At 57.6% G+C, this 21,205-nt stretch carries 19 protein-coding genes; 6 read left to right on the plus strand and 13 right to left on the minus strand.

Going from position 1 to position 21,205, the window contains the following annotated elements; genetic code table 11:
- Nucleotides 1–100: 100 nt before the first annotated feature.
- The 8 genes from RDK48_RS11260 to RDK48_RS11295 form a co-directional block, all read right to left on the minus strand.
- Nucleotides 101–1,849 carry an aldehyde ferredoxin oxidoreductase C-terminal domain-containing protein gene (locus RDK48_RS11260; protein WP_298995701.1) on the minus strand — a complete coding sequence of 583 codons (1,749 nt, stop codon included), beginning with the start codon at nt 1,847–1,849 and terminating at the stop codon, nt 101–103.
- Between the two features lie 206 nt (nt 1,850–2,055).
- Nucleotides 2,056–2,709: an ATP-binding cassette domain-containing protein gene (locus RDK48_RS11265; protein ID WP_298995699.1), complete on the minus strand. Its 654-nt coding sequence runs from the start codon at nt 2,707–2,709 to the stop codon at nt 2,056–2,058.
- Nucleotides 2,706–3,401: an ABC transporter permease gene (locus RDK48_RS11270; RefSeq protein ID WP_298995697.1), complete on the minus strand. Its 696-nt coding sequence runs from the start codon at nt 3,399–3,401 to the stop codon at nt 2,706–2,708. The genes RDK48_RS11265 and RDK48_RS11270 overlap by 4 nt, the downstream gene beginning before the upstream one ends.
- Nucleotides 3,402–3,502: 101 nt before the next feature.
- The gene (locus tag RDK48_RS11275; protein ID WP_298995694.1) at nt 3,503–4,330 is read right to left on the minus strand and encodes a substrate-binding domain-containing protein; all 828 of its coding nucleotides are present in this window, start codon (nt 4,328–4,330) and stop codon (nt 3,503–3,505) included.
- Between the two features lie 168 nt (nt 4,331–4,498).
- Nucleotides 4,499–5,506: a TOBE domain-containing protein gene (locus tag RDK48_RS11280; RefSeq protein ID WP_298995692.1), complete on the minus strand. Its 1,008-nt coding sequence runs from the start codon at nt 5,504–5,506 to the stop codon at nt 4,499–4,501.
- A 273-nt stretch (nt 5,507–5,779) separates the two neighbouring features.
- Nucleotides 5,780–6,094, minus strand: coding sequence for a quaternary ammonium compound efflux SMR transporter SugE (gene sugE, locus RDK48_RS11285; protein WP_298995690.1), 315 nt, complete (start codon nt 6,092–6,094; stop codon nt 5,780–5,782).
- 401 nt (nt 6,095–6,495) lie between these two features.
- Nucleotides 6,496–7,161, minus strand: coding sequence for a DUF1641 domain-containing protein (locus RDK48_RS11290; RefSeq protein WP_298995688.1), 666 nt, complete (start codon nt 7,159–7,161; stop codon nt 6,496–6,498).
- A gap of 14 nt (nt 7,162–7,175) precedes the next feature.
- Nucleotides 7,176–8,417 carry an NAD(P)/FAD-dependent oxidoreductase gene (locus tag RDK48_RS11295; RefSeq protein ID WP_027180675.1) on the minus strand — a complete coding sequence of 414 codons (1,242 nt, stop codon included), beginning with the start codon at nt 8,415–8,417 and terminating at the stop codon, nt 7,176–7,178.
- 399 nt (nt 8,418–8,816) lie between these two features.
- Between RDK48_RS11295 and RDK48_RS11300 the strand changes: the two genes are divergently transcribed.
- Complete coding sequence (locus RDK48_RS11300; RefSeq protein WP_298995682.1) at nt 8,817–9,245, plus strand: energy transducer TonB; 429 nt, start codon at nt 8,817–8,819, stop codon at nt 9,243–9,245.
- 106 nt (nt 9,246–9,351) lie between these two features.
- Here RDK48_RS11300 and arsB read toward each other — a convergent pair whose 3' ends face one another.
- From arsB to RDK48_RS11320, 4 genes are read right to left on the minus strand one after another with little or no spacing between them, the layout of a single operon-like run.
- Entirely contained in the window at nt 9,352–10,410 is a 1,059-nt protein-coding gene (arsB, locus tag RDK48_RS11305; protein ID WP_298995680.1) for an ACR3 family arsenite efflux transporter, read from the minus strand.
- A gap of 12 nt (nt 10,411–10,422) precedes the next feature.
- On the minus strand, nt 10,423–10,896 hold the full coding sequence (locus tag RDK48_RS11310) for an arsenate reductase ArsC (RefSeq protein WP_298995678.1): 474 nt from the start codon (nt 10,894–10,896) through the stop codon (nt 10,423–10,425).
- Between the two features lie 8 nt (nt 10,897–10,904).
- Nucleotides 10,905–11,744, minus strand: a complete 840-nt coding sequence (arsM, locus tag RDK48_RS11315; RefSeq protein ID WP_298995676.1) for an arsenite methyltransferase — start codon at nt 11,742–11,744, stop codon at nt 10,905–10,907.
- On the minus strand, nt 11,737–12,126 hold the full coding sequence (locus RDK48_RS11320) for a helix-turn-helix transcriptional regulator (protein WP_298995674.1): 390 nt from the start codon (nt 12,124–12,126) through the stop codon (nt 11,737–11,739). Before RDK48_RS11320 ends, arsM begins: the two co-directional genes overlap by 8 nt.
- Nucleotides 12,127–12,293: 167 nt before the next feature.
- On the opposite strand from RDK48_RS11320, the gene kdpA reads away from it, so the two are divergent.
- The 5 genes from kdpA to RDK48_RS11345 are packed head-to-tail and all read left to right on the plus strand — an operon-like array spanning nt 12,294 to nt 20,460.
- On the plus strand, nt 12,294–14,087 hold the full coding sequence (kdpA, locus tag RDK48_RS11325) for a potassium-transporting ATPase subunit KdpA (protein ID WP_298995672.1): 1,794 nt from the start codon (nt 12,294–12,296) through the stop codon (nt 14,085–14,087).
- 28 nt (nt 14,088–14,115) lie between these two features.
- The gene (kdpB, locus tag RDK48_RS11330; protein ID WP_298995670.1) at nt 14,116–16,194 is read left to right on the plus strand and encodes a potassium-transporting ATPase subunit KdpB; all 2,079 of its coding nucleotides are present in this window, start codon (nt 14,116–14,118) and stop codon (nt 16,192–16,194) included.
- 11 nt (nt 16,195–16,205) lie between these two features.
- The gene (locus RDK48_RS11335) at nt 16,206–16,841 is read left to right on the plus strand and encodes a potassium-transporting ATPase subunit C (RefSeq protein WP_298995668.1); all 636 of its coding nucleotides are present in this window, start codon (nt 16,206–16,208) and stop codon (nt 16,839–16,841) included.
- A gap of 32 nt (nt 16,842–16,873) precedes the next feature.
- Nucleotides 16,874–19,693, plus strand: a complete 2,820-nt coding sequence (locus RDK48_RS11340) for a sensor histidine kinase KdpD (protein WP_298995666.1) — start codon at nt 16,874–16,876, stop codon at nt 19,691–19,693.
- Nucleotides 19,694–19,707: 14 nt separating this feature from the next.
- Nucleotides 19,708–20,460, plus strand: a complete 753-nt coding sequence (locus RDK48_RS11345) for a response regulator (protein ID WP_298995664.1) — start codon at nt 19,708–19,710, stop codon at nt 20,458–20,460.
- Nucleotides 20,461–20,610: 150 nt separating this feature from the next.
- On the opposite strand, the gene RDK48_RS11350 is transcribed toward RDK48_RS11345, so the two are convergent.
- A complete protein-coding gene (locus RDK48_RS11350; RefSeq protein ID WP_308587958.1) occupies nt 20,611–20,877 on the minus strand; it encodes an RNA-binding protein in 267 nt (88 codons plus the stop codon).
- Between the last annotated feature and the right edge of the window lie 328 nt (nt 20,878–21,205).

Consider the following 21,205-nt stretch of genomic DNA (forward strand, 5'->3'; position numbering starts at 1 on the left):
AAACAGTCAAGCCAGCCGGGGCGCGCTATGGCGCCGCCGTAAAACAAAATTTCTGGTCTCCGCTCCGAGCCAGCCGGAGCGGAGACCAATAAGGGCGACCCTACTTCTTTTCCTCAATCCAGTTGAAGACCGTCTTGAGTTCTTCGTGGGTGATGTCGAAAGTGGTGTTGTGCGGGGGCAGCTTTTCGTCAGTGAAGAAATCGGGCAGCACGTCCGCAGCCTGGGTGATGCCCGCGCGGCGGTTGAAGTCGATTTCTGTGGAAAGAATACGCTGGCCCAACGTCACAACGTCGTCGCCGGTGAGCTTCCAGCCAAACTTGGCATTGAGCATGTCCACAATGGCGGGCAGGGCATCCGGCACGTCAAGGATGGCAAAGGCCGTGAACAGGCACAGGCCCACGGAATCCACAGAGGCGGTAGCCACCTGGAGATTGCGTGAAAGCTCGATCTGCCCGTCCTTCTTGAGGGGGTCAACCGTACCGCCGCAGTTAAGGATGTTGGCCGTCACGGCGTAACCGGCGGTGTGGTCCGCGCCCATGGGCGAGGTGGCGTAGGTGACGCCCTGGCCCTTGACCGCACGGGGATCATATGCGGGCAGGCTCTGGCCCTTGACCGCAGGCACGCGCCGCACGCCAAACACCCGGCCCGTGGTGGCCGCGCCGCAACCAACAATACGACCAAGCGGAGAGCCCTCGCTGATGCCGTTCATGACATCAAGCACAGCCTTGGTATCTCCGTAGGGGATACCGCCGCCAGCCATGGCCACGCCCACGGCAACGCCCACGTCGATGGTGTCAACGCCGATATCATCGCACATGTAGTCGTACTTGGAGATGGCATCAAGGTCGCCAATGCCTGAGTGGGGGCCGAAGCACCAGAGGGTTTCGTATTCGGGCCACTTGCTCTGGAACTTGCCTTTTTTGTCGGGCAAAATGCCGCTGCAACGGATCATGCAGCCGCTCATGCAGCCGTGGGCCACCTTGCCCTCGCCGCCGCGTTCCTTGGTGAGCTGGTTCAAAAGCTCGCCCGAAACAGCCTCATGTTTGTCAAACTGCCCAACAGTAAAGTTGGCGGTGGGCAGGCCGCCCGCCTCGTGCAGGATGTTGACGAGCACGGCGGTGCCGTATTCGGCAAGCCCCTTGCTGGTGATGGGGTGTTCGGAAAGCGCCGTGGCGAAGCGCTTGGAAGCCTCGCGAAAAGCCTTTTCGTCAGCCAGAGGCTGGCTCTTGCCGCCTTCGGGATTCACAATGATGGCCTTGAGGCCCTTGGAACCCATTACCGCGCCAACGCCGCCGCGCCCGGCATGGCGCATGGGGCGCAGTTCGCGGTCGGTGCAGGCAATGGAAGCCGCCGTGAGCTTGAATTCGCCCGCGCGGCCAATGGTGATGTAGCTGCAATCCTTGCCGTACTTTTCCACCAGCTTGGCCACGGCATCAAAGTTGTTCATTCCGGCTACTTCGGCGGGAATCAGCTTGGCGTGGTCCTTGCTCACTTCAAGCTGCCACCACTCGCCTTCCTTGGCCATGTCTTCCACAATAACAGCCAGAATGCCCAAACGGGCCAAGTGACCGCCGGGCTGACCGCCCGCGTTGGATTCCTTGATGCCTTCGGTCAGCGGGCTTTTGCAGCCCACGGAAATACGGTTGGCGTTGGGGCTATTGGTGGCACCCAGCAGGCCGGGAGCAAAAACAAGCTTGTTGTGGGGGCCAATGGGCGTACAGGTGGGCGGCACCTCACGCGCAACGATGGTAGAAGTCAACGCACGGCCGCCAAGGCCAGCGTATTCTTGAGGGATTTCTTCAAAAACACAGGTCTTGGTTGCCATATTGACGCGCAAAAAACGGAACATGGAGCCTCCTTAAACAAGGCGCATCTACGCCTGTTTGTGTTTATCCTTCGATACCATTGTGAGAAAAAAAAGTGCAAGCGGGTAAAAAAAACGTCTCGCTTTTCTCCCGCAAGAGGAAAAGTTGGGGAGGAAAGGGGAGTTTTTGTGCAATACGGAGGAATAAGGGGAAATGCTGTAAACGGGAACCGGGATAATGCAGGCAGGATCTATGATGACGAAACGCGAGTGTCCATGTCCCACGCTGCGCCAAGTTTGATTTCCCTTGCATCAAGTGCGCGCAAAAGAGCAGGATCATGTGTGGCGCAGACAACAGTCATGCCTTCTGCCGTGCTGTTCCTTACTGCCAGGGCAATAGCCCGTGCGCTTGCGGCATCCACATTGGCTGTTGGTTCGTCAAGCAGCAGCACTCTGGGCCGCAGGGCCAGGCGCGATGCCAGGGCAACCCGCTGGCGTTCTCCGCCAGAGAGTTCGCGCGGGCCGCGATCCGCAAAATTCCAGGGATCGCCAAAACCTGCGGCCTGCATGCAGCGTTCAAAAGTCTGCCGCAGGTCAGCCGTCTGGTTGCGGAACTTCAGCCCAAGCACCACATTGTTGAAAACGCTCATGTGCAACAGGTAGGGATCCTGCAAAAGCAGGGTTGCCTCCTTGCGCCCTTCCGCACCACCGGCATAGCGCAGCTCGCCAGCAGCCTGGTGCTCCAGAAAGGCCAGCAGCCGCAACAGGGTCGATTTGCCGCAGCCATTGGGGCCGGTGAGAAAGACCGCCTCGCCCTGCCCAATAGCAAGGTGCGGCACATTGAGCGCCTCGCGCCCATTGTAGCGTTGCACAAGGTTGCGGGCTTCATACAGATTGGCGCTCATGCCCGCCCCCTGCGCCTGAAAAATGCAAGCGCCAGATTGACCACAAAGGCCATGAGCAGCAGCACAAGGCCAAGGGCAATCCCCTGGGCAAAATCGCCCTTGCTGGTTTCAAGGGCAATGGCCGTTGTCATGGTGCGGGTGGCATAACGAATGTTGCCCCCAAGCATCATGGCCACGCCCACTTCTGTAATGACACGGCCAAAGGCCGTAACACACACCATGCCCACGGCGTAACGGCACTCCCACAGCGCGTACATGGCAAGCTGCCTGCCGTTGGCACCCAGCGTAAGCAGGGTTTCGCGGCAGCGGGGATCAAGGTCTTCAAGCGCCTGTGCTGTCCACGAAATCACTATGGGCAGGGCCAGCACCGCCTGCCCGATGGCCATACCCGGCAGGGTAAACAGCAGACCGTATTCGCCAAGGGGGCCGCGCGCGGTGATAAAGGCGTAGACCAGCAGGCCGATCAGCACTGTGGGAAAGGCCAGCAAGGTATCTGAAATCAGCCGCAGCGCCCTTTTACCGGGAAAGGAGCAATGCCCAAGCAGAAAACCCAGCGGCACCCCCAGCAGCAAGGCTGCCGCCATGGCGTAGCAGGTAGACGCAATGGTTGCGTAAATGGCCGAAAGCGTGGCCGCATCCATATGCGTGAGCAGATACAAGGCACTGCTGAAGCCGTTGATAAGATAATCCATTGTTGCCGCTCGTTGCTGGTCAAAACAGCATTCGCCCGAAGCCGGGGCACACCACGGGCCTCGGGCGAATGCGTGTTACATGCCTGCGCTACCGGGGTGCGCTACTTGTTGGCATTGGGGAAGAAAAGCTGTTTCCCCTTGAGCATGTACCCGGCGATCTTCTGCTGGGTGGCCGGGGCAACCCACCAGTCTTCAAACTTCTTGGCCAGATCGGTCTTGACCTTGGGGCACTGGACGGGATTGACCGTGATGACGCTGTACTGGTTGAACAGGGCCTTGTCGCCTTCAACCACGATAGCCAGCGGGTTTTTGTCGCCCATCTTGTCGGCAAAGGTGATCCAGGTTCCACGGTCTGTGAGGGCGTAGGCCTGCTTTTCTGCAGCCATGTTCAGGGTGGAGATCATGCCCTGCCCCGCAGAAAAATATTTGGGATCCTTGTCAGGCACAATATTGCTCTGCTGCCACAACTTCTGCTCCGCCTTGTGCGTGCCGGACTGGTCGCCACGGCTCACAAAGCCCGACTTGGTATCCAGAATACGCTTCAGCGCCTCGGCAGTGGTCTGCCCTTTCACGCCAGCGGGGTCAGCCACGGGGCCAACGATCACAAAGTCATTGTACATGACCTGACGGCGGTCCACGCCATGCCCGGCCTTAACGAATTCAAGCTCAGCCGAAGGCGCATGCACCAGCAGCACGTCGGCATCGCAATTTTTGGCGATTTCAAGGGCTTTGCCGGTACCCACGGCAACCCACTTAAGCTCAATGCCGGTTTCCTGCTTGAAGACAGGCTCCAGATATTCGAGCAGGCCGGAATCCTGCGTGCTGGTGGTGGTTGCCATCAAGAGAGTATCGGCGGCCAGAACTGGCGCGGCGCAGGCCATGTAGCCCGCAGCGCAAGCCAGGAGCAGAAAACGGGGTAAACGGAACATGGATCAGACTCCTTTTGAAGAGGTAATCTTAAAAGACCAACTCAGTTCAGCGCGACAATAATCACGCTATCATGAAAAAGCGGGACATAAAAGATTGCAAAAGAAGGCCAAAACAGGGAGGCAACAATCCGGCTCCATGCGGGCCGCAGCCGATATCAGAAACAAAAGCTACTCGGCCACCAGCCGAACGGCGCTGGAGGCAAAATGGGCATACACCTTTTTGCCGTCACGCAGATGCATGTTGTCCAGCGTGCAGGTGTCTACCGTGGCCCGCAGGGTTGTGCCGTCTGGCAAACCAACGCAGACAAAGGTTTCCACCATATCAGAGTGCAGACTGTCCACCACGCCCTTGACGCAGTTGGCAAGACTCATGGACGATTTTTCAGGGCTTAAAACTATGCGCTCTGGGTCTACCCGCACGCTCAGCACCTGATTTTCGTGCACTTCATGCAGGGCGGCTTCTTCCGGTGTGCAGGCCGCCGCGAGCCTGAAATCAGAAAAAGTGGTTATCTCCACATACACCTTGCGCATGCCGGTAAATATGCGGGTAACAATGCCCCAAAAAAGATTGGTTCCGTCATCGGCCTCGCCGCCGTGGCAGGCGCTTGCCGAGGTGTCTTTTCCTTGAGCCTGCGTGGTCAGCAGTTTGCGCGCCTCGCCGTCAGAAAAGTTCAGAAAGGCCAGCAGTTGGTCAGCGTCCTGTTGCCCCAAAAACTTGAGCACCAGCGGCATGGGCACATGCAGTTCCAGCAGTTCAAGCCCGCGCGAATAACGTATGGCGCGAGGTCCCACGCAGGCAGAAGACAGGCCCATCAAGCTGCCCACTGCGTAAAATTTCTTGCGCAGAAAGCTCTGGTCAAACTGCAAAAAATCCGGCTCCGCCGCCTGCGGCAGACCAAGAATGCGCCGGATGTTGCGCATGGCGCTCATGGGCAGCAAGATTTCGCGAGCGTTGGAGCCAGAAACGCGCAGCATGCCAGTAACGGTATCGATGGAGGAACGAGGCTCCAGCGCCAGCACTTCGCCCAGCCGCAAGCCGCCGTAGCGCATCAGCAAAAAAATCAGGTGCAGACGCGCACGCATGGTTTTTTGCGTGCGTGTTGCGGCCTCGGCCTCCCACTGTTCCCAGCACAGGGTCAGGCCTTCGAGTTGTTGGCGGGTCAGATGATTACGCATAATTTTTCTTGGGGCGATAATAGCAGGTTGCCCACCCGCTGTCAGCTATGCCTTTTTTGACATCCGATACTGCCTCTTGATGAATCCCTGATCGCTTAGCGCATAACTTGGCTTTCAAGTGGTGGCACACCAAGTACTCTTCAAGCAACAGTCCGCCAAAGCTGCACAACTTCGGCGGACTTTGCATTTAGGCAAACCGCGACTCTTTCAAATCCGCAAGCGATAGCTACAGCCGCTGCGATGCGTGTGGATAAAATGGATAATGCCTGAGCATCATGAAGACAGCTTTAATCCGGCTATCCCTGCCACAATCAGTGCGACACTAAGCAGACGCAAAAGGGCTATCGGTTCTCCAAACAGCACAATGCCGACAAAAACCGCACCTACCGTACCTATGCCTGTCCAGACCGCGTACGCTGTGCCCAGTGGAAGGGTTTTCATGGCGATGGATAAAAGCCAAAAACTTGCGGCCATGGCCGCAAGGGTTATGACACTGGGCCACAGGCGTGAAAATCCCTCAGTATATTTCAGCCCTACGGCCCATACAGTTTCAAGCAGACCTGCAAAAAATAAAATAAGCCAGCTCATAAGAATTCCTCGTTTTATGAGGTCGTCCTCGTGAACTGGCTATGCTGACGGGTCGTCCCGTCAGTGGTACTATACCCCGCAAGTTTGTCGCTATCAAGTTTGCCCGTGCAAGGTAGGCCACCACAGCATATGTTCCTGCCATCGGTGCGCAAGAAGAAAGCGGAACAGAGTTTGTTGACCTTGCGGCAAGCCGGGTCTGAAGACCACGAGAATAATGGGCACAGTGGAAGCTTTAACGGCAAAAGGGCGCAGTCCGGTATTCGTAGCGGACTGCGCCCTTGCCGAAAAGGCTGGAATGATAGGAAACGGCTTCCTGTTATCTTCTCTGAGACACGTTACAGGCTAAAAGAGGATTCAGGCAATAATTTCCACATGGACAGCCTACTTCAAACATAATCCGGTTATTTGGACGCGTTCTGGCCCGTGAACTTTCCTGCTACTTTTATCAGTTCGGCAAGCAGTCCCAGAGTCTGTTTGCCTTCCGCGCTGCCAAGCGCCCCAATAAGGCCAAAGACGCCCGTGGGCTTCACGTTGGCCGTGTCGATCTCGCCCAGCATGCCGATCAGGTTCGTGATCTTGGCTTGCAGGTCGGGGTCGGCAAGGCGCTGCAACTGGCTGATCAAAAAGGCCAGGCCTTCGCCTGTTTTGGCAATGTCTTCCGGGCTCATGGAGCCAAGCAGGTTACCTCCGGCGTTTTTGAATGCAGACATCTTTTCAAACACGCCATCCTTTTCCCACTCGCCCATCTTTTCAATGATGTGCGGAAAAGTCGGCGCAAACGCAGGGTGCAGAATCTTCCACAGGTCGGTGGCGTTCTCGAGCTGGTCGAGCAGCCACGTAAGCCTGGGAACAGTCAGCAAACCCTTTCGGCCCAGATCCAGGATGTCGTCAAGCGTAACCCTGCCGTTGAGGGTCTCCATCTCTTCAACAATAAGGCGAAAGGCATGGTTCCCAATGGGTGTCAGCTCGCTCAGCAGCATGCTGCTGCTTTCCTTGCTCGCTTGAAGGTCGCTGAGCCTTCCTTCAATGGCTTCCAGCCGCTCAAGAATTTTATCTTCAGGTGTCATATGATCCCTCCGGTCTACTTGCTTCTCAGCAAGGAGGTATCTTTCCCTGCAAGATACATATTGGGTTCAAACGGGAGCTCATGACCTTTCAGCATGAGGTTGTAATACACCCACTTGAACATGAGCTTACCCCAATAGTTGATGTGGCTTTCGCCCAGCAGCTCAAAGGGGCCAACGCCAGGCAGCGGGAACATGCCCGGCAGGGGTTCCACAGCGTAGCTGAAGTCGATGAGCGAGGCTTTTTCAAAGCCTGTGACGATAAAGCAGTTGGTATGGCCGTCAAACCTGTAATAGTTGTCGGTGCCTTCAATGTCGGCCATCAGGTTCTGGGCGATCACGTCCGCTTCAAAGTGGGCCACAGACCCGGCTTTTGACGCGGGGACGTTTGTTGCGTCGCCGATGATGTACATGTTCTCGAACTTCTTGGACTTCAGCAGTTCCTTGTCCGTATCAATAAAGCCGGTCACGTCGGAGACTTCAGATTCGATAAGGAATTCCTGCCCAAGGTTCGGGGGAATGCTCACCAGCAGGTCGTAGGGGATTTCATCGCCCGTGACGGAAGCGATCACGGCGCGGTCGGCTTCCACGCTGTCCACAGTCCAGTTTGTGGTGACCTTGATGCCCTTCTGCTCGCACAGCGCGCCAAGAATGTTGTTTGCCACAGGCTTGGTAAAAGCACCCGTAAGCGGCGTGACAAGCTCAATTTCCACATCTTTGCGCACGCCCATTTTTTGCAGATACCAGTCGGCCATGTACACAAATTCCAGAGGCGCAACCGGGCACTTGATGGGGGTTTCGCAAATATGGAGAACAAGACGACCCTTCTTGAAGTGCTTCAGCTTGTTGCCAAGCGCCGCAGCGCCGTCATGGGTGTAGAAGTTGTGGATCTTGCCGCCCCAGTCGTCCAGAAGGCCGGGCACTTCATCAGGAGCGATCCTTGCGCCAGAGGCAACAACAATCCAGTCATAGGTGTGCGTGCTGTTTTTGCATTCAACCTTGCGCTGGATAGGATCAACAGCGGTGATCGTATCAATCACGAAGTTAACTCCGCGGCTGATAAAATCCTTTTTGGGACGAACGCAACCCTGCGGCGTATCAACTCCGAACGGAATCAGGAGCCAGCCGGGCTGATAGTGATGGACGGGATCCCGGTCAATCAGCGTTATTTCCCACTCTCTTTCACTCAAGAGCTTTCTCATTTTCGTGGCTATCATGGTTCCGCCAGCGCCAGCACCAAGAATAAGCAATTTTTTCATGCAATTAACCCCAAATTAAGTATATAGCAGTGCGCCATAAAAAGGTTTCCCTACTACGACCAGGCACAATCATTGCGCGCCGATACCTTAGTAAGATGGTATTATTTGCTTACTACCACAGCTAATTTTCAACTGCACTATTTATGTCAATAAAAATGGACATATATCATTTAATACCTACTAGCTAAGTATTTTATTAGCGCACATACGCGTATCTCCTGCGCCCTGCGGCAGTGACTATTTTGCTGAAAAATTAGGAAGATGCATGAATCCCCCAACAAGCTTGGACATCGCTGGGGACTATCGAAAAAGAAGAGACTGGCGTAAGTTGATAAAGAAAAATGTGCGTGTTCTTTACCGAGTAATCTCTTTGTAACCCTGGTTTATGGAAAAATTCAAATGCGTGCACATAACAACAAGCTTTCATTCTTTATTGTCTTAACTCTACTGCTCATATGTTCCTGCACAAAAAATTCAAATCAACATCTTGAATATACGCAAAGAGAGGAATCTTCTATTGCAATAACTAGAAAAATGTCGCCAATGGAAAATTATATACACAGCTTTATGGAGACTGTGCGCCAGTATTGGGCATTTTCATCACCAAAGGATGAACCCATGGCTTGCACAATAGATGTGAATGTCTCGCCAGACGGAGAAATTGTAGCATACAAGCTTATAAAAAGCTCTGGAAACAAGTATTTTGACAACTCCGCCCAGAACGCCATAGTGCGAACCCAGAGGAGCGGCGTTCGGCTCCCGCCGCCAGAACCTCTCCCCAATGGTCTGACCATTATTTTCAACCTGCCTGAACGCATCAAGCGATGATTAGCAATACGCATTGAACGAAGTAGGCCGCCTTTTAGGCGGCCTACTTTACTTACAGGCTTGGCTTCGACCAGCCAGATCAGCAGAAATTCCCGGGCAAGGCTGGTCAGGCCGTTTCCCGCCCGACAAAATACCTGCGGCGAATATACAGTGCCACATTCACAAGGGCGATCAGCACCGGAACTTCCACCAATGGGCCGATAACCGCCACAAAGGCCTCGCCGGAATTGAGACCGAACACGGCAATGGCTACGGCAATGGCAAGCTCAAAGTTGTTGGACGCAGCGGTAAACGACAACGTTGCCGACTGCTCGTAGTTCGCCCCTGCCCGCCACGAAAGGTAGAACGACAACAAAAACATGATGAGAAAGTAAACGAGCAGGGGGATGGCAACCTTCACCACATCCATGGGCAGCTGCACAATGTACTCGCCCTTGAGGGAGAACATCACAACAATGGTGAACAGCAGCGCCCGCAACGTCCAGGGGCTGATACGCGGAATAAAAACATTCTCGTACCAGTCCAGCCCCTTGACCTTGAGTCCATAGAAACGGGACACAATGCCGCCGATAAAGGGGATGCCAAGGTAGATGAATACGCTTTCGGCAATCTGCCCCATGCTCACATCCACAACCGCCCCCGAAAGGCCGAGCCAACCGGGCAACACAGTGATGAACACATAGGCGTAAACAGAGAAAAACAAGACCTGAAATATGGCGTTAAAGGCCACAAGCCCCGCGCAATATTCCCTGTCGCCCCCGGCAAGGTCGTTCCACACAATGACCATGGCAATGCACCGCGCAAGGCCGATCAGTATGAGCCCCACCATGTAGCTGTTGTTGCCGGAAAGAAAGGCTATCGCCAGCAAAAACATAAGAACCGGGCCGATCACCCAGTTTTGCACCAGCGAAAGCAGCAAGACCTTTTTATTGCGAAACACCTGACCAAGCTGCTCGTATTTCACTTTCGCCAGCGGCGGATACATCATCAGGATAAGGCCGATGGCAATGGGAATGTTGGTGGTGCCAACCTGAAAAAAGTTGATGACGTTCTTTACACCCGGCGCAGCCCAGCCAAGCCCCACGCCCGCGAACATGGCGAGAAAAATCCACAGGGTCAGGAATCTGTCAAGGAATGAAAGCCGCTGCAATGTTGACTGACTCATAATTTGCGCCCCTTAGTGCGCGGCAATGCCGTCAAGAATGTTTTTCAGAGCGTTGGCGTCCATGCCCGGCTGTGCGGCAAGCGCATGCACCAGAGCCGTGATACGCCTGCGCAGCACCGACAGCGTTTCGTCAAAGGCGGCCCTGAGGGTGGCTTCATCGCCCTGCACCTTGGCTGGATCGGGCATGCCCCAGTGACTGCGTATTACTGTGCCGAAGTACACGGGGCAGGCTTCACCCGCCGCGTCGGCGCACAGGGTTATGACCACCGAGGGTTTTTCCGGCAGATCATCCCATGACTTGCTTGCAAGGCCCGCGGTTGAAACTCCGGCCTTGGCCAGCGCCTCAAGAGCACGGGGGTGCACATAGCCCGCAGGCTTGCTGCCCGCGCTCTGGGCTGTTACCCCCGCTGGGGCCATGGAGCGGAAAAGCGCCTCGGCAATGATTGAGCGGCAGGAATTGCCCGTGCACAAAAAAAGGATGTTCATACCTACCTCTACTTTCTGGCTTCAATGGAGAGGCTGACGATATAATCCGCCATGTCCTCGCCCTTGGGCAGGGCCTCGGCAATCTGCCTGTACAGCGGGTCGTTCCAGTTCTGCATGTTCCGCACGTAGTCGGGCTTTGCCGTGAGTTCTATGGAGGAAAAGCCCGCTTCTTCAAGCATACCTCTGGTTTCGCTCACCAACACGGCACCGGCCACGCACCCCACCAGCGCTGCCGCCATTTCCCGAACTGTATCCGGCAGCATCTTCAGCAGCGCAAGATCTGAAACAGACACCTTGCCGCCGGGCTTCAATACGCGAAAAACTTCGCGCCACACCTGCGCCTTGTCTGGTGAAAGGTTGATGACGCAATTGGAAAGAACCACATCAACGCAAGCATCCGGCACGGGCAGATGTTCGATTTCGCCAAGGCGGAACTCCACATTGGCAAACCCCGTGCGCTGCTGATAAAAATCAGTATTTTTGCGGGCCTTGGCGATCATTTCCGGCGTCATGTCTACACCGATGACACGTCCGCCCGCCTTTACCCTTTCACCAGCCTGAAAAACGTCAAAGCCGCCGCCGCTGCCAAGGTCAAGCACGGTCTGGCCTTCCCGCAAGGCTGCTATGGCCACAGGATTGCCGCACGAAAGCCCCATGTTTGCCCCTTTCGGCAGCTTGGCGAGGTCTTCAGCCGAGTAGCCTATGGCCTGCGCCAGCCGTGCAGGGTCATGGGTATTGCACGAGCCGCCGCAGCAGCAGGCGCTCTGGCCACTGGCAATAGCCGCGTATCCGGCGCGCACTGTTTCGCGCACCTGTTCCTTGTGTGCAGTTTTTTCAGCATCACTCATGGCCGCTCTCCGGGTCAGAGGTTTTGCCCCCGCAGCAGGTGGGCAGAAAAGTCGCATCCACGCAACTCTCACGTCGATACACCCTGCACTGCTCTGGATGGCCAGAGCAGCATTCGGCAGTGAGATAGCCAATGGTTTCAAGCATCAGGGGGATGTTGGCCCGGTAGCGCGTGTTGCGCCCCTCCCGCTCCACGCTGGCCAGCCCGCTGTGAACAAGAGTTTTCAGATGAAAGGAAAGGTTGGTCTTGGGGATATCCGCCAGGCGGGAAAGTTCCCCCGCCACCAGCCCGTCAGGAGCATGCTTGACCAGCAGGCGAAAAATGCAAAGGCGCGCCTCGGACGTAAGGGCTTCAAACACCTGAGTAGCTTTTTTTGTTTCCATTGGACAATCATTCAACACCAATTGAACAATGTCAAGCGTGGCTGACGCGGAAACCACATCAACCTTAATACAAATTTTATACTCCCACCCCAAGTTTAACACCCATTTTATGTGCTTTTTCATACCGTGTTCCCGTGGGCAAGGTTCAAGCCCCACAGGAGGACGTTATGGAAAACATGATCGGGCAATGCCTGCTGTACATCATACTGCTCGCCCTGCTGGCATGGCCGCTGGGCATCTACATGGGCAAGGTCATGGACGGAGAGCCGTTCTGGCTGCAAAAAATGCTGGGCCCATGCGAGCGCGGCCTGTACCGCGTCATGGGCATCAACCCGGCAGAACAGATGGGCTGGAAGCGTTACCTCGGCTGCGTGCTTGCTTTCAGTGCCGTGAGCATTGCGGCACTTATGCTGCTGCTTATGGCGCAGGGCAGCCTACCCCTGAATCCGCAGGGCATAGCGGGTACAAGCTGGGATCTGGCGCTGAACACGGCGGTGAGCTTTGTCACCAATACCAACTGGCAGGCCTATTCGGGCGAAAGCGCCATGGGCTATCTGGCCCAGATGGCAGGGCTTACAGTGCAGAACTTTGTTTCCGCCGCTGTGGGCATTGCGGTGTTGTTCGCCTTGATTCGGGGGCTGCGCGCGCGAAAAACAGAAACATCCGGCGGGCCAGATACTTCCCCCACGCCAGCCGTTTCAGGCCTTGGCAACTTCTGGGCAGACGCCACCCGCGCAACCTTGTACATTCTTGTGCCGCTCTCCCTTGCGCTTTCGCTGCTGCTCATCTGGCAGGGTGTGCCGCAGAATTTTTCCCCTTACAAAACTGTTGCCCTGCTTGAACCGCTTACAACCGAAAACGGGACCACCGTTACGGAGCAGATGGTTCCCATGGGGCCGCAGGCCTCACAGGTTGCGCCCAAGCAGCTTGGCACCAACGGTGGCGGCTACAACGGCGTCAATTCCGCCCACCCGCACGAGAACCCCACCCCCCTCGCAAATATGCTGGAAATGCTGGCCCTGCTGCTCATTCCCGCAGGGCTGTGCTTCACCTTTGGCAGGCAGATCAAGGACATGCGCCAGGGCGTAGCCATATTCATCACCATGACCCTGCTGCTAACCGGCGCCATTGGCTTCACCGCCTGGGCCGAACAGAGCGCCACTCCGCAACTGGCCCAGAGCGAGCAGGTTGATCTTGCCCCCCGCAGCGGCCTGCTGGCTCAGGCCGGAGGCAACATGGAAGGCAAGGAAGCGCGCTTCGGCATAACAAATAGTGCCATCTGGGCCGCCGCCACAACTGCCGCTTCCAACGGCTCGGTCAACGCCATGCACGACAGCCTCACGCCGTTGGGCGGGATGGTTCCCATGGTGCTCATGCAGTTGGGCGAAGTGGTCTTTGGTGGTGTTGGCAGCGGCCTGTACGGCATGCTGGCCTTTGTGCTGCTGACCGTTTTCATGGCTGGCCTGATGGTGGGCCGCACCCCAGAATATCTGGGCAAAAAAGTGGAACCCTTTGAAATGAAGATGGCCGTGGTGGTCTGCCTGACCACGCCAGTCGTCATCCTGATCGGGGCTGGTCTGATGTGCCTTGTTCCGCAAGTTGTGGAAAGCCTGAACAATGCCCTGCCCCACGGCTTCAGCGAGCTGCTCTATGCCGCCACCTCTGCCGGGGCCAACAACGGTTCTGCCTTTGCCGGGCTGAATGCCAACACGCCTTTTCTGAATGTACTGCTGAGCGCGCTTATGCTTGCCGGGCGCTTTGTGCCCGTGGCAGCCATTCTTGCCGCCGCAGAGAGCATGGCGGCCAAAAAGACCGTGGCCGCAAGCTCCGGCACGCTCTCCACCAGCAACGGCATGTTTGTTTTTCTGCTCATATTTGTGGTGCTGCTGGTGGGCGCATTGAGCTTCTTCCCCGCTCTGGCTCTCGGCCCCGTGGCCGAACACCTGCAAATGACGCGCTAATTAGCGCTCAATAATAAAGGATACAGCCATGTCAGCCAAAACTGCACATGCCCCGCGCAACAGCCGGATGCTCCGCCGGGCCCTTGGCGACTCGTTCATCAAGCTGGCCCCGCATATTCAGGCGCGCAATTTTGTCATGTTCACCGTATATCTTTCCGCCATCATGACCACTGGCCTTGCGCTGGCAGGGGCGTGGGGATTGATGCCCGCCGTTGCAAACCAAAGCGTCTTTGCCTGTGCCATTGCCGCCATACTCTGGTTCACGGTGCTCTTTGCCAACTTTGCGGAAGCCATTGCCGAAGGCCGGGGCAAGGCCCAGGCCGACAGCTTGCGCAAATCGCGCAAGAGCGTTGACGCCCGTAAGCTGCCGGATCCTGCGCAGCACGAAGCCTTTGTCATAACTTCATCCACTGAGCTGAAACCCGGCGACTACGTGCTTGTGCTGGCAGGCGAGATGATCCCCGCCGACGGCGACGTGGTAGAAGGGGCCGCCTCTGTGGACGAAAGCGCCATCACAGGCGAATCCGCCCCTGTCATACGCGAGAGCGGCGGCGACCGCAGCGCCGTCACCGGCGGCACCACAGTGCTTTCCGACTGGCTGGTGTTGCGCGTTACCAGCGAGGTTGGCCGCAGCTTTCTGGACAAAATGATCGCCATGGTCGAAGGGGCCGCCCGCCAGAAAACCCCCAATGAGATCGCCCTGAACATCCTGCTGGTGGCGCTTACGGTCATCTTTCTGCTGGTCACGGGCACACTGTGGTGCTTTGCCCGCTTTGCGGCAGATCAGAACCATGCGGCAAATCCGGCGGATGTTACCTCGCTGGTGGCGCTTTTTGTCTGCCTGGCCCCGACCACCATCGGCGCGCTGCTTTCATCCATAGGTATTGCGGGCATGAGCCGCCTCAATCAGGCCAACGTGCTTGCCATGAGTGGACGCGCCATTGAAGCTGCTGGCGATGTTGACGTGCTCCTGCTCGACAAGACAGGCACCATAACCCTTGGCAACCGGCTGGCCGTCAGCTTTATACCTGTGGACGGACACACCGAACCGGAGCTGGCGGAGGCCGCTCGCCTTGCCTCGCTTGCGGATGAAACCCCCGAGGGCCGCAGCATTGTGCAACTGGCAAACAGCCTGTTCCCGCAGGACGGAGCAGCGCATCCTGAAACGAATACAGTCTTTGTTCCCTTTTCCGCACACACACGCATGAGCGGGATTGATGCGCTGGGTTCGTCCATACGTAAAGGCGCGGCAGACGCCGTGCGCGCTTTTGCGGAGCAGCTTGGCGGGCGTTTGAGCCCGCAGTGCGATGAAGTGGTGCAGAGCATTGCCCGCCAGGGCGGCACGCCCCTTGTGGTTGCCCGCGATGCCGCAGTGCTTGGCGTGATCCACCTCAAGGATGTCATCAAGGACGGCGTGCGTGAAAAATTCGGCGAGCTGCGCCGCATGGGCATCAAGACCGTCATGATCACGGGCGACAATCCGCTCACTGCCGCCGCCATTGCCGCCGAGGCCGGGGTGGATGACTTTCTGGCTGAGGCCACGCCGGAGACCAAGCTGAACCTGATCAGGGAATATCAGGCCAAGGGACATCTGGTTGCCATGACGGGCGACGGCACCAATGACGCCCCGGCTCTGGCGCAGGCGGACGTGGCGGTTGCCATGAACACGGGCACGCAGGCCGCCAAGGAAGCGGGCAACATGGTTGATCTGGATTCCTCGCCCACCAAGTTGCTGGATATCGTACGCATCGGCAAGCAGCTGCTCATGACGCGCGGCAGCCTCACAACCTTTTCTCTCGCCAACGATGCGGCAAAGTACTTTGCCATCATCCCGGCCCTGTTCATGGGGCTGTACCCCGGCCTTGCCGCACTCAACATCATGGGTCTGCACAGCCCGCAAAGCGCCATACTGGCGGCCACCATATACAATGCCCTCATCATTGTGGCCCTCATTCCGCTGGCCCTGCGCGGCGTGCCCTACAGGGAGGAAAGTTCAGAGCTGCTGTTGCGCCGCAACCTCTTTATTTACGGCCTCGGCGGGCTCGCGGCTCCCTTTGCCGCCATCAAACTTATTGACCTCTGCCTGGTCGGCCTTGGGCTGGCCTGAGGAGAAACATCATGTCCATCACAACATTGCTGCGCCGCTCTCTGGTTTTTCTGTGCATCATGACGGCCCTCACCTGCGCCTATACCGGCGCGCTCACCCTTGCGGGCAAGGCGCTGTTTCCCTTTCAGGCTGAAGGCAGTATCATTACAGCCAAGGGCAGGCACTACAGCTCTTTGCTGGGCCAGCCCTTTACAGCAGACAACCACCTGTGGGGTCGCCCCGTGAGTGCAGATACCGACACCTATACCGACAACGGCAAGCCCCTGCTCTACGCCGGTCCAAGCAACAAAAGCCCTGCCACAGCCGCATACGCTACAACGTTGCAGGAGCGCGCGGCACGCATCCGGCTGGCGCATCCGGAAAAATCCGACCAGCCCATTCCTGTGGATATGCTCACGGAATCAGGCAGCGGGCTTGATCCACATATTTCGCCAGCCGCAGCAGAATTTCAGGTGGAGCGGCTGGCCCGCGCCACAGGTTTTACGGCTGCGGAAGTGCGCCGCACCATCGCCATGTATACGCAGGGCCGCACCCTGGGGCTGCTGGGCGAGGCGCGGGTCAACGTGCTTGAAGTCAATCTGGCGCTGGAAGGCCTGCTGCCCAACGGACGCACTGCTTCAGTGGCATCGGCCGCTGCTCCCCGCTGAATGCCGCGCGGTATACGAACCTGAGAACAACCATGACAGACAGCTACAAACGTCCATCCCCCGATGCCCTGCTGGCCCAGTTGCAACAGGTGACTCCGGGCGGCAAGCCCCTCGCTGGCGAGGCGGGCGCAATCGTGCGCCCATCGCCCAGAGGATTGCTCAAGATATTTTTCGGCTATGCGGCTGGCGTGGGCAAAACATATTCCATGCTGCGGGCGGCCCACGCCGCTCAGGAGCAGGGGCACAGCATTGTTGTGGGCTATGTGGAGCCGCATCCAAGGCCGGAGACAGCGGCCCTGCTGCCGGGTCTGGAGGCCGTGCCGCCCCTGCGGATCGAGCACAGGACCATCACGCTCAACGAGCTGGATGTGGATGCCGTGCTGGCTCGCAAGCCGGAAATCGCCCTTGTGGATGAGCTGGCCCACTCCAATGCGCAGGGCTGCCGCAACCTCAAGCGTTTTCAGGACGTGGAGGAGCTGCTCCAGGCGGGCATATCCGTATGGACCACAGTTAATGTGCAGCATCTGGAAAGCCTTAACGATGTGGTAGCCGCCATGACCGGAGTGGTGGTACGCGAGCGCATACCCGACAGCGTTTTTGACGGTGCAGATCAGGTGGAACTGGTCGATCTGGAGCCAGACGAACTTGTATCCCGCCTTCGCGAAGGCAAAATATACGCCGAGGCGCAGGCGCAACGGGCGCTGGGACACTTTTTTCTGCCAGCCAACCTCATTGCCCTGCGGGAGATTGCCCTGCGCCGCATGGCCGACCGCGTCAACCGGCGGGCATCCGCCGCTGGCGGAGGGCAGGAAACAGGGCGGCAGATCAAGGAGCATATCCTCATCTGCCTTTCAGGCGCGCCCAGCAATGCGCGGGTTATCCGCACCGCCGCGCGCATGGTGGAGGCCTTTCGTGCTGATTTCACTGCCCTTTTTGTGCAAAACACTGCGCCGCGCCGCAGTGACGCCAAAAGCCGCGACACCCTGCACGACAACCTGAAACTGGCGGAAGACCTGGGCGCGGTTATCGTGACCCTGCACGGTGAGGACGTTCCCGCCCAGATAGCGGAATACGCGCGCATGAGCGGGGTAAGCAAGATTGTGGTGGGGCGCTCCCCGGCCAGCGGGTGGCTGTTCCGCAAAAGCAAAACGCTGGTGGAGCGCCTTGCCGAACTTGCGCCGGAGATGGAAACCTACATCATCCCCGATGTCGTGCCCGTGGGCAGAGCACCCGAACATGCCGGCCCTTTGTTTGCGGCGCTCAGAGCCTTGCGGGGCACAGCCCCCCGCTCGTGGCGGCAATGGTGCGCCACTGCTGCGATCATGGCCGTGTGCAGCGTTGCAGGTCTGCTCATGTTCTCGCTGGGCATGCCCAATGGCGGCATTGCGGGCCTGTACATGCTGGGAGTGTTGGGCGTTTCCATCCTCACCACCGGGCCGTGGTACGGTGTGGCGTCTTCCGTGGCCGGGGTGGGCCTCTTCGATTTTCTGTTTGTTGAGCCGCGCTTCAGCTTTACGGTTTACGATACGGACTATGTGGGGCTTTTTTGCGCAATGCTGCTGGTTTCTGCCGCCACCAGCGCCATCACGGGGCGGGCACGTATGCAGGCGCGGCAAAGCACGGTGCGGGCGCTGCATACGGAACTGCTGCTGGGCAACAGCCGCCGCCTGCAAAAGGCCAAGGACGAACCAGCCATCCTGCTGGAAACTGCCCGCCAGCTCGGCACCCTGCTGGGGTGCGAAACAACGCTTTATTCCGTGCGGCAAGGGTTGCTTGAAACCCGACCCGTTTTTTCCTACCGGGCTGACAAAATGCAGGGTTCTGGCAGCGCACGCGCGGCATCGCGAGATAACAGGGACACGCCAAAAGACGAACTGGGCGTTGCCCAGTGGGTTGCCAAGAATAACCGCCCTGCCGGCGCTGGAACAGACTCCCTGCCCGGATCGCGGCACAGCTTTATCCCCATCAGCAGCCAGTCTGCCGTGCTCGCCGTGGCCGAGCTGCATGTTCTGCCGGGGCGCACGGCTCCGCTTGCCGATGCCAACAGCAAAAACCTTGTTCTGGCGCTGGCAGGGGAATGCGCGCTTGCTCTGGAAAAAGAGCGACTCACGAAGGCCAACGCCAGTATTGCCGTACATGCGCAGCAGGAAAAACTGCGCGCCGATGTGCTGCGCTCCATCTCGCACGATCTGCGCACGCCGCTCACCGGCATCTGCGGCAATGCCGCCATCCTCGCCGGGCAGGACGGATCCGGCTCGCCGGAACGCAATGCGGCCCTTGCCTCTTCCATTGAAGAGGAAGCCCGCTATCTTGTGGGCATGGTGGAAAACCTGCTGGCCCTCACCCGGCTTGAGCAGCAGGATTTTACCCTTCGCCTTGAACCGGAGCTGCTTGAAGATGTCATCGCCGAGGCCGTACAGATCACCAGCCGCCGAGCAGCACACCACGATCTGCGCGCGGAAATGCCCGAAGGCATGCTCATGGCCCGCATGGACGCCCGGCTCATGGTGCAGGTGCTGGTCAATCTGCTGGACAATGCCGTCAAACATACGCCAGAGGGAACAGCCATCCGCATACGGGCGAGGGCTGACGGGCCGTGGGTCAGGCTGGAAGTTGCCGACAACGGCCTGGGGATTTCAAAAGAGGAACAGGGCCGCATTTTTGACATGTTCCACTCCGCAGCCATAAAAAATGGCGATGGCCGCAGAGGGATGGGGCTTGGGCTGGCCTTGTGCCGCAGCATTGTGCAGGCCCACGGCGGAAGTATTGAGGTATTTGACAACACGCCGCAAGGCTCGGTTTTTTCCATGACTTTGCCACGCGAAACCGAAGATTTTACCCTCCCGGCCTGACAGAAGGAGCATCCATGCCGCTATATTCGCCAGCAGCTACTCCCCCAGCGCAGAACGCCAACGGCGTCCCAGAGCGTATTCTTGTGGTGGAAGACGACAAGGTCATCCGCGCGCTTATGACCACCACGCTTGAGAGCCACGGCATATCCTTTCTGACCGCCGCCACCGGGCGCGAGGCCCTTGCAGAGGCTTCGCGGGCCAATCCTGACGTCATACTGCTTGACCTGGGCCTGCCGGACATGGACGGCGTAGATATCATCCGGGCGGTGCGCCAATGGTCCATGCTGCCCATTATTGTGCTGAGCGCCCGCACCGAAGATGACGACAAGGTGGCCGCGTTGGACGCAGGCGCGGACGACTACCTTACCAAACCTTTCAGCGTTGATGAATTGCTGGCCCGGCTGCGCGCCGCCCTGCGCCGCGTTCGGTATGAACGCGGGCACATGGACCGCAGCGAAAGCAGCTTTGAGAATGGCGACCTGCATATTGATTTTGCCGCAGGGTGCGTCAGCGTTGCCGGGCAACAGGTGCATCTTGCGCCCATGGAATACAAGCTGCTGTGCCTGCTGGCAAACAATGTGGGCAAGGTGCTTACGCACAAAACAATCTTGCAGGCCGTGTGGGGCAGTGCCCTGCCGCAGTCGCTTCCTTCATTGCGCGTGTTCATGGCAACCTTGCGCAAAAAACTGGAGGCCGCATCGCCGCAATGTGATTGCATCCGCACCCATGTGGGCATTGGCTACCGCATGAGCCGTTCTGATGGCTGACCCAGGCAGGCCGTTGTTCCTTGGCATTGATCCCAAACCGCCCTTTTGTTGTGCGCACCAGCCCGGCAAACAAGCCATATTCATTCGGCTTTAAGACAAAAAGAAGGCCGCGATTTCTCGCGGCCTTCCATATCAAGCGAATTTGGTCGACTACCAGCGACGGGGGGCGGGCTTTTTGGGCTCAGCCTTGTTGATGCGAAGGGCGCGGCCGTCAAATTCCTTGCCGTCAAGAGCGGCAATGGCGTTGATGGCGTCGGCGTCTTCCATTTCCACAAAGCCAAAGCCACGGGCGCGGCCGGTTTCGCGGTCGGAAACGAGCTTCACGGAAAGAACTTCGCCGTAGGGGTTGAACAGGGATTCAACGCTTTCCTGAGTGGCGGACCAGGGCAGATTGCCGACGTAGATAGAAGTAGCCATAAGGACTCCAGAGATTACGGGAGGTAGACTTTCCGCTTGGAGCCTTACCCATGTAAAGCCTCTGCAAAAAAATTTACTATACCCAATCAGTGATTGCCCAAACATAGTTTGGGGCATTTTCAATGTCAACAGATATTATTTTTTTCAAGCAAAAAACTGAGCCTGCCCGCTGGCGGCACCGCATTTCCCTACCTGTTCACAGTGTTTTTTGCCAAACTTCAGCTTTCTCAATTTTGTTTAGTACGAAATGCGGGTATACTGTATTTTTTGGATATGGAATACCCGCTAAAATTCGGTACCGCTATGTCCATTCAGCAATCCGATTTTT

It is taken from the genome of uncultured Desulfovibrio sp., assembly GCF_902477725.1.
GTDB lineage: Bacteria > Desulfobacterota > Desulfovibrionia > Desulfovibrionales > Desulfovibrionaceae > Desulfovibrio.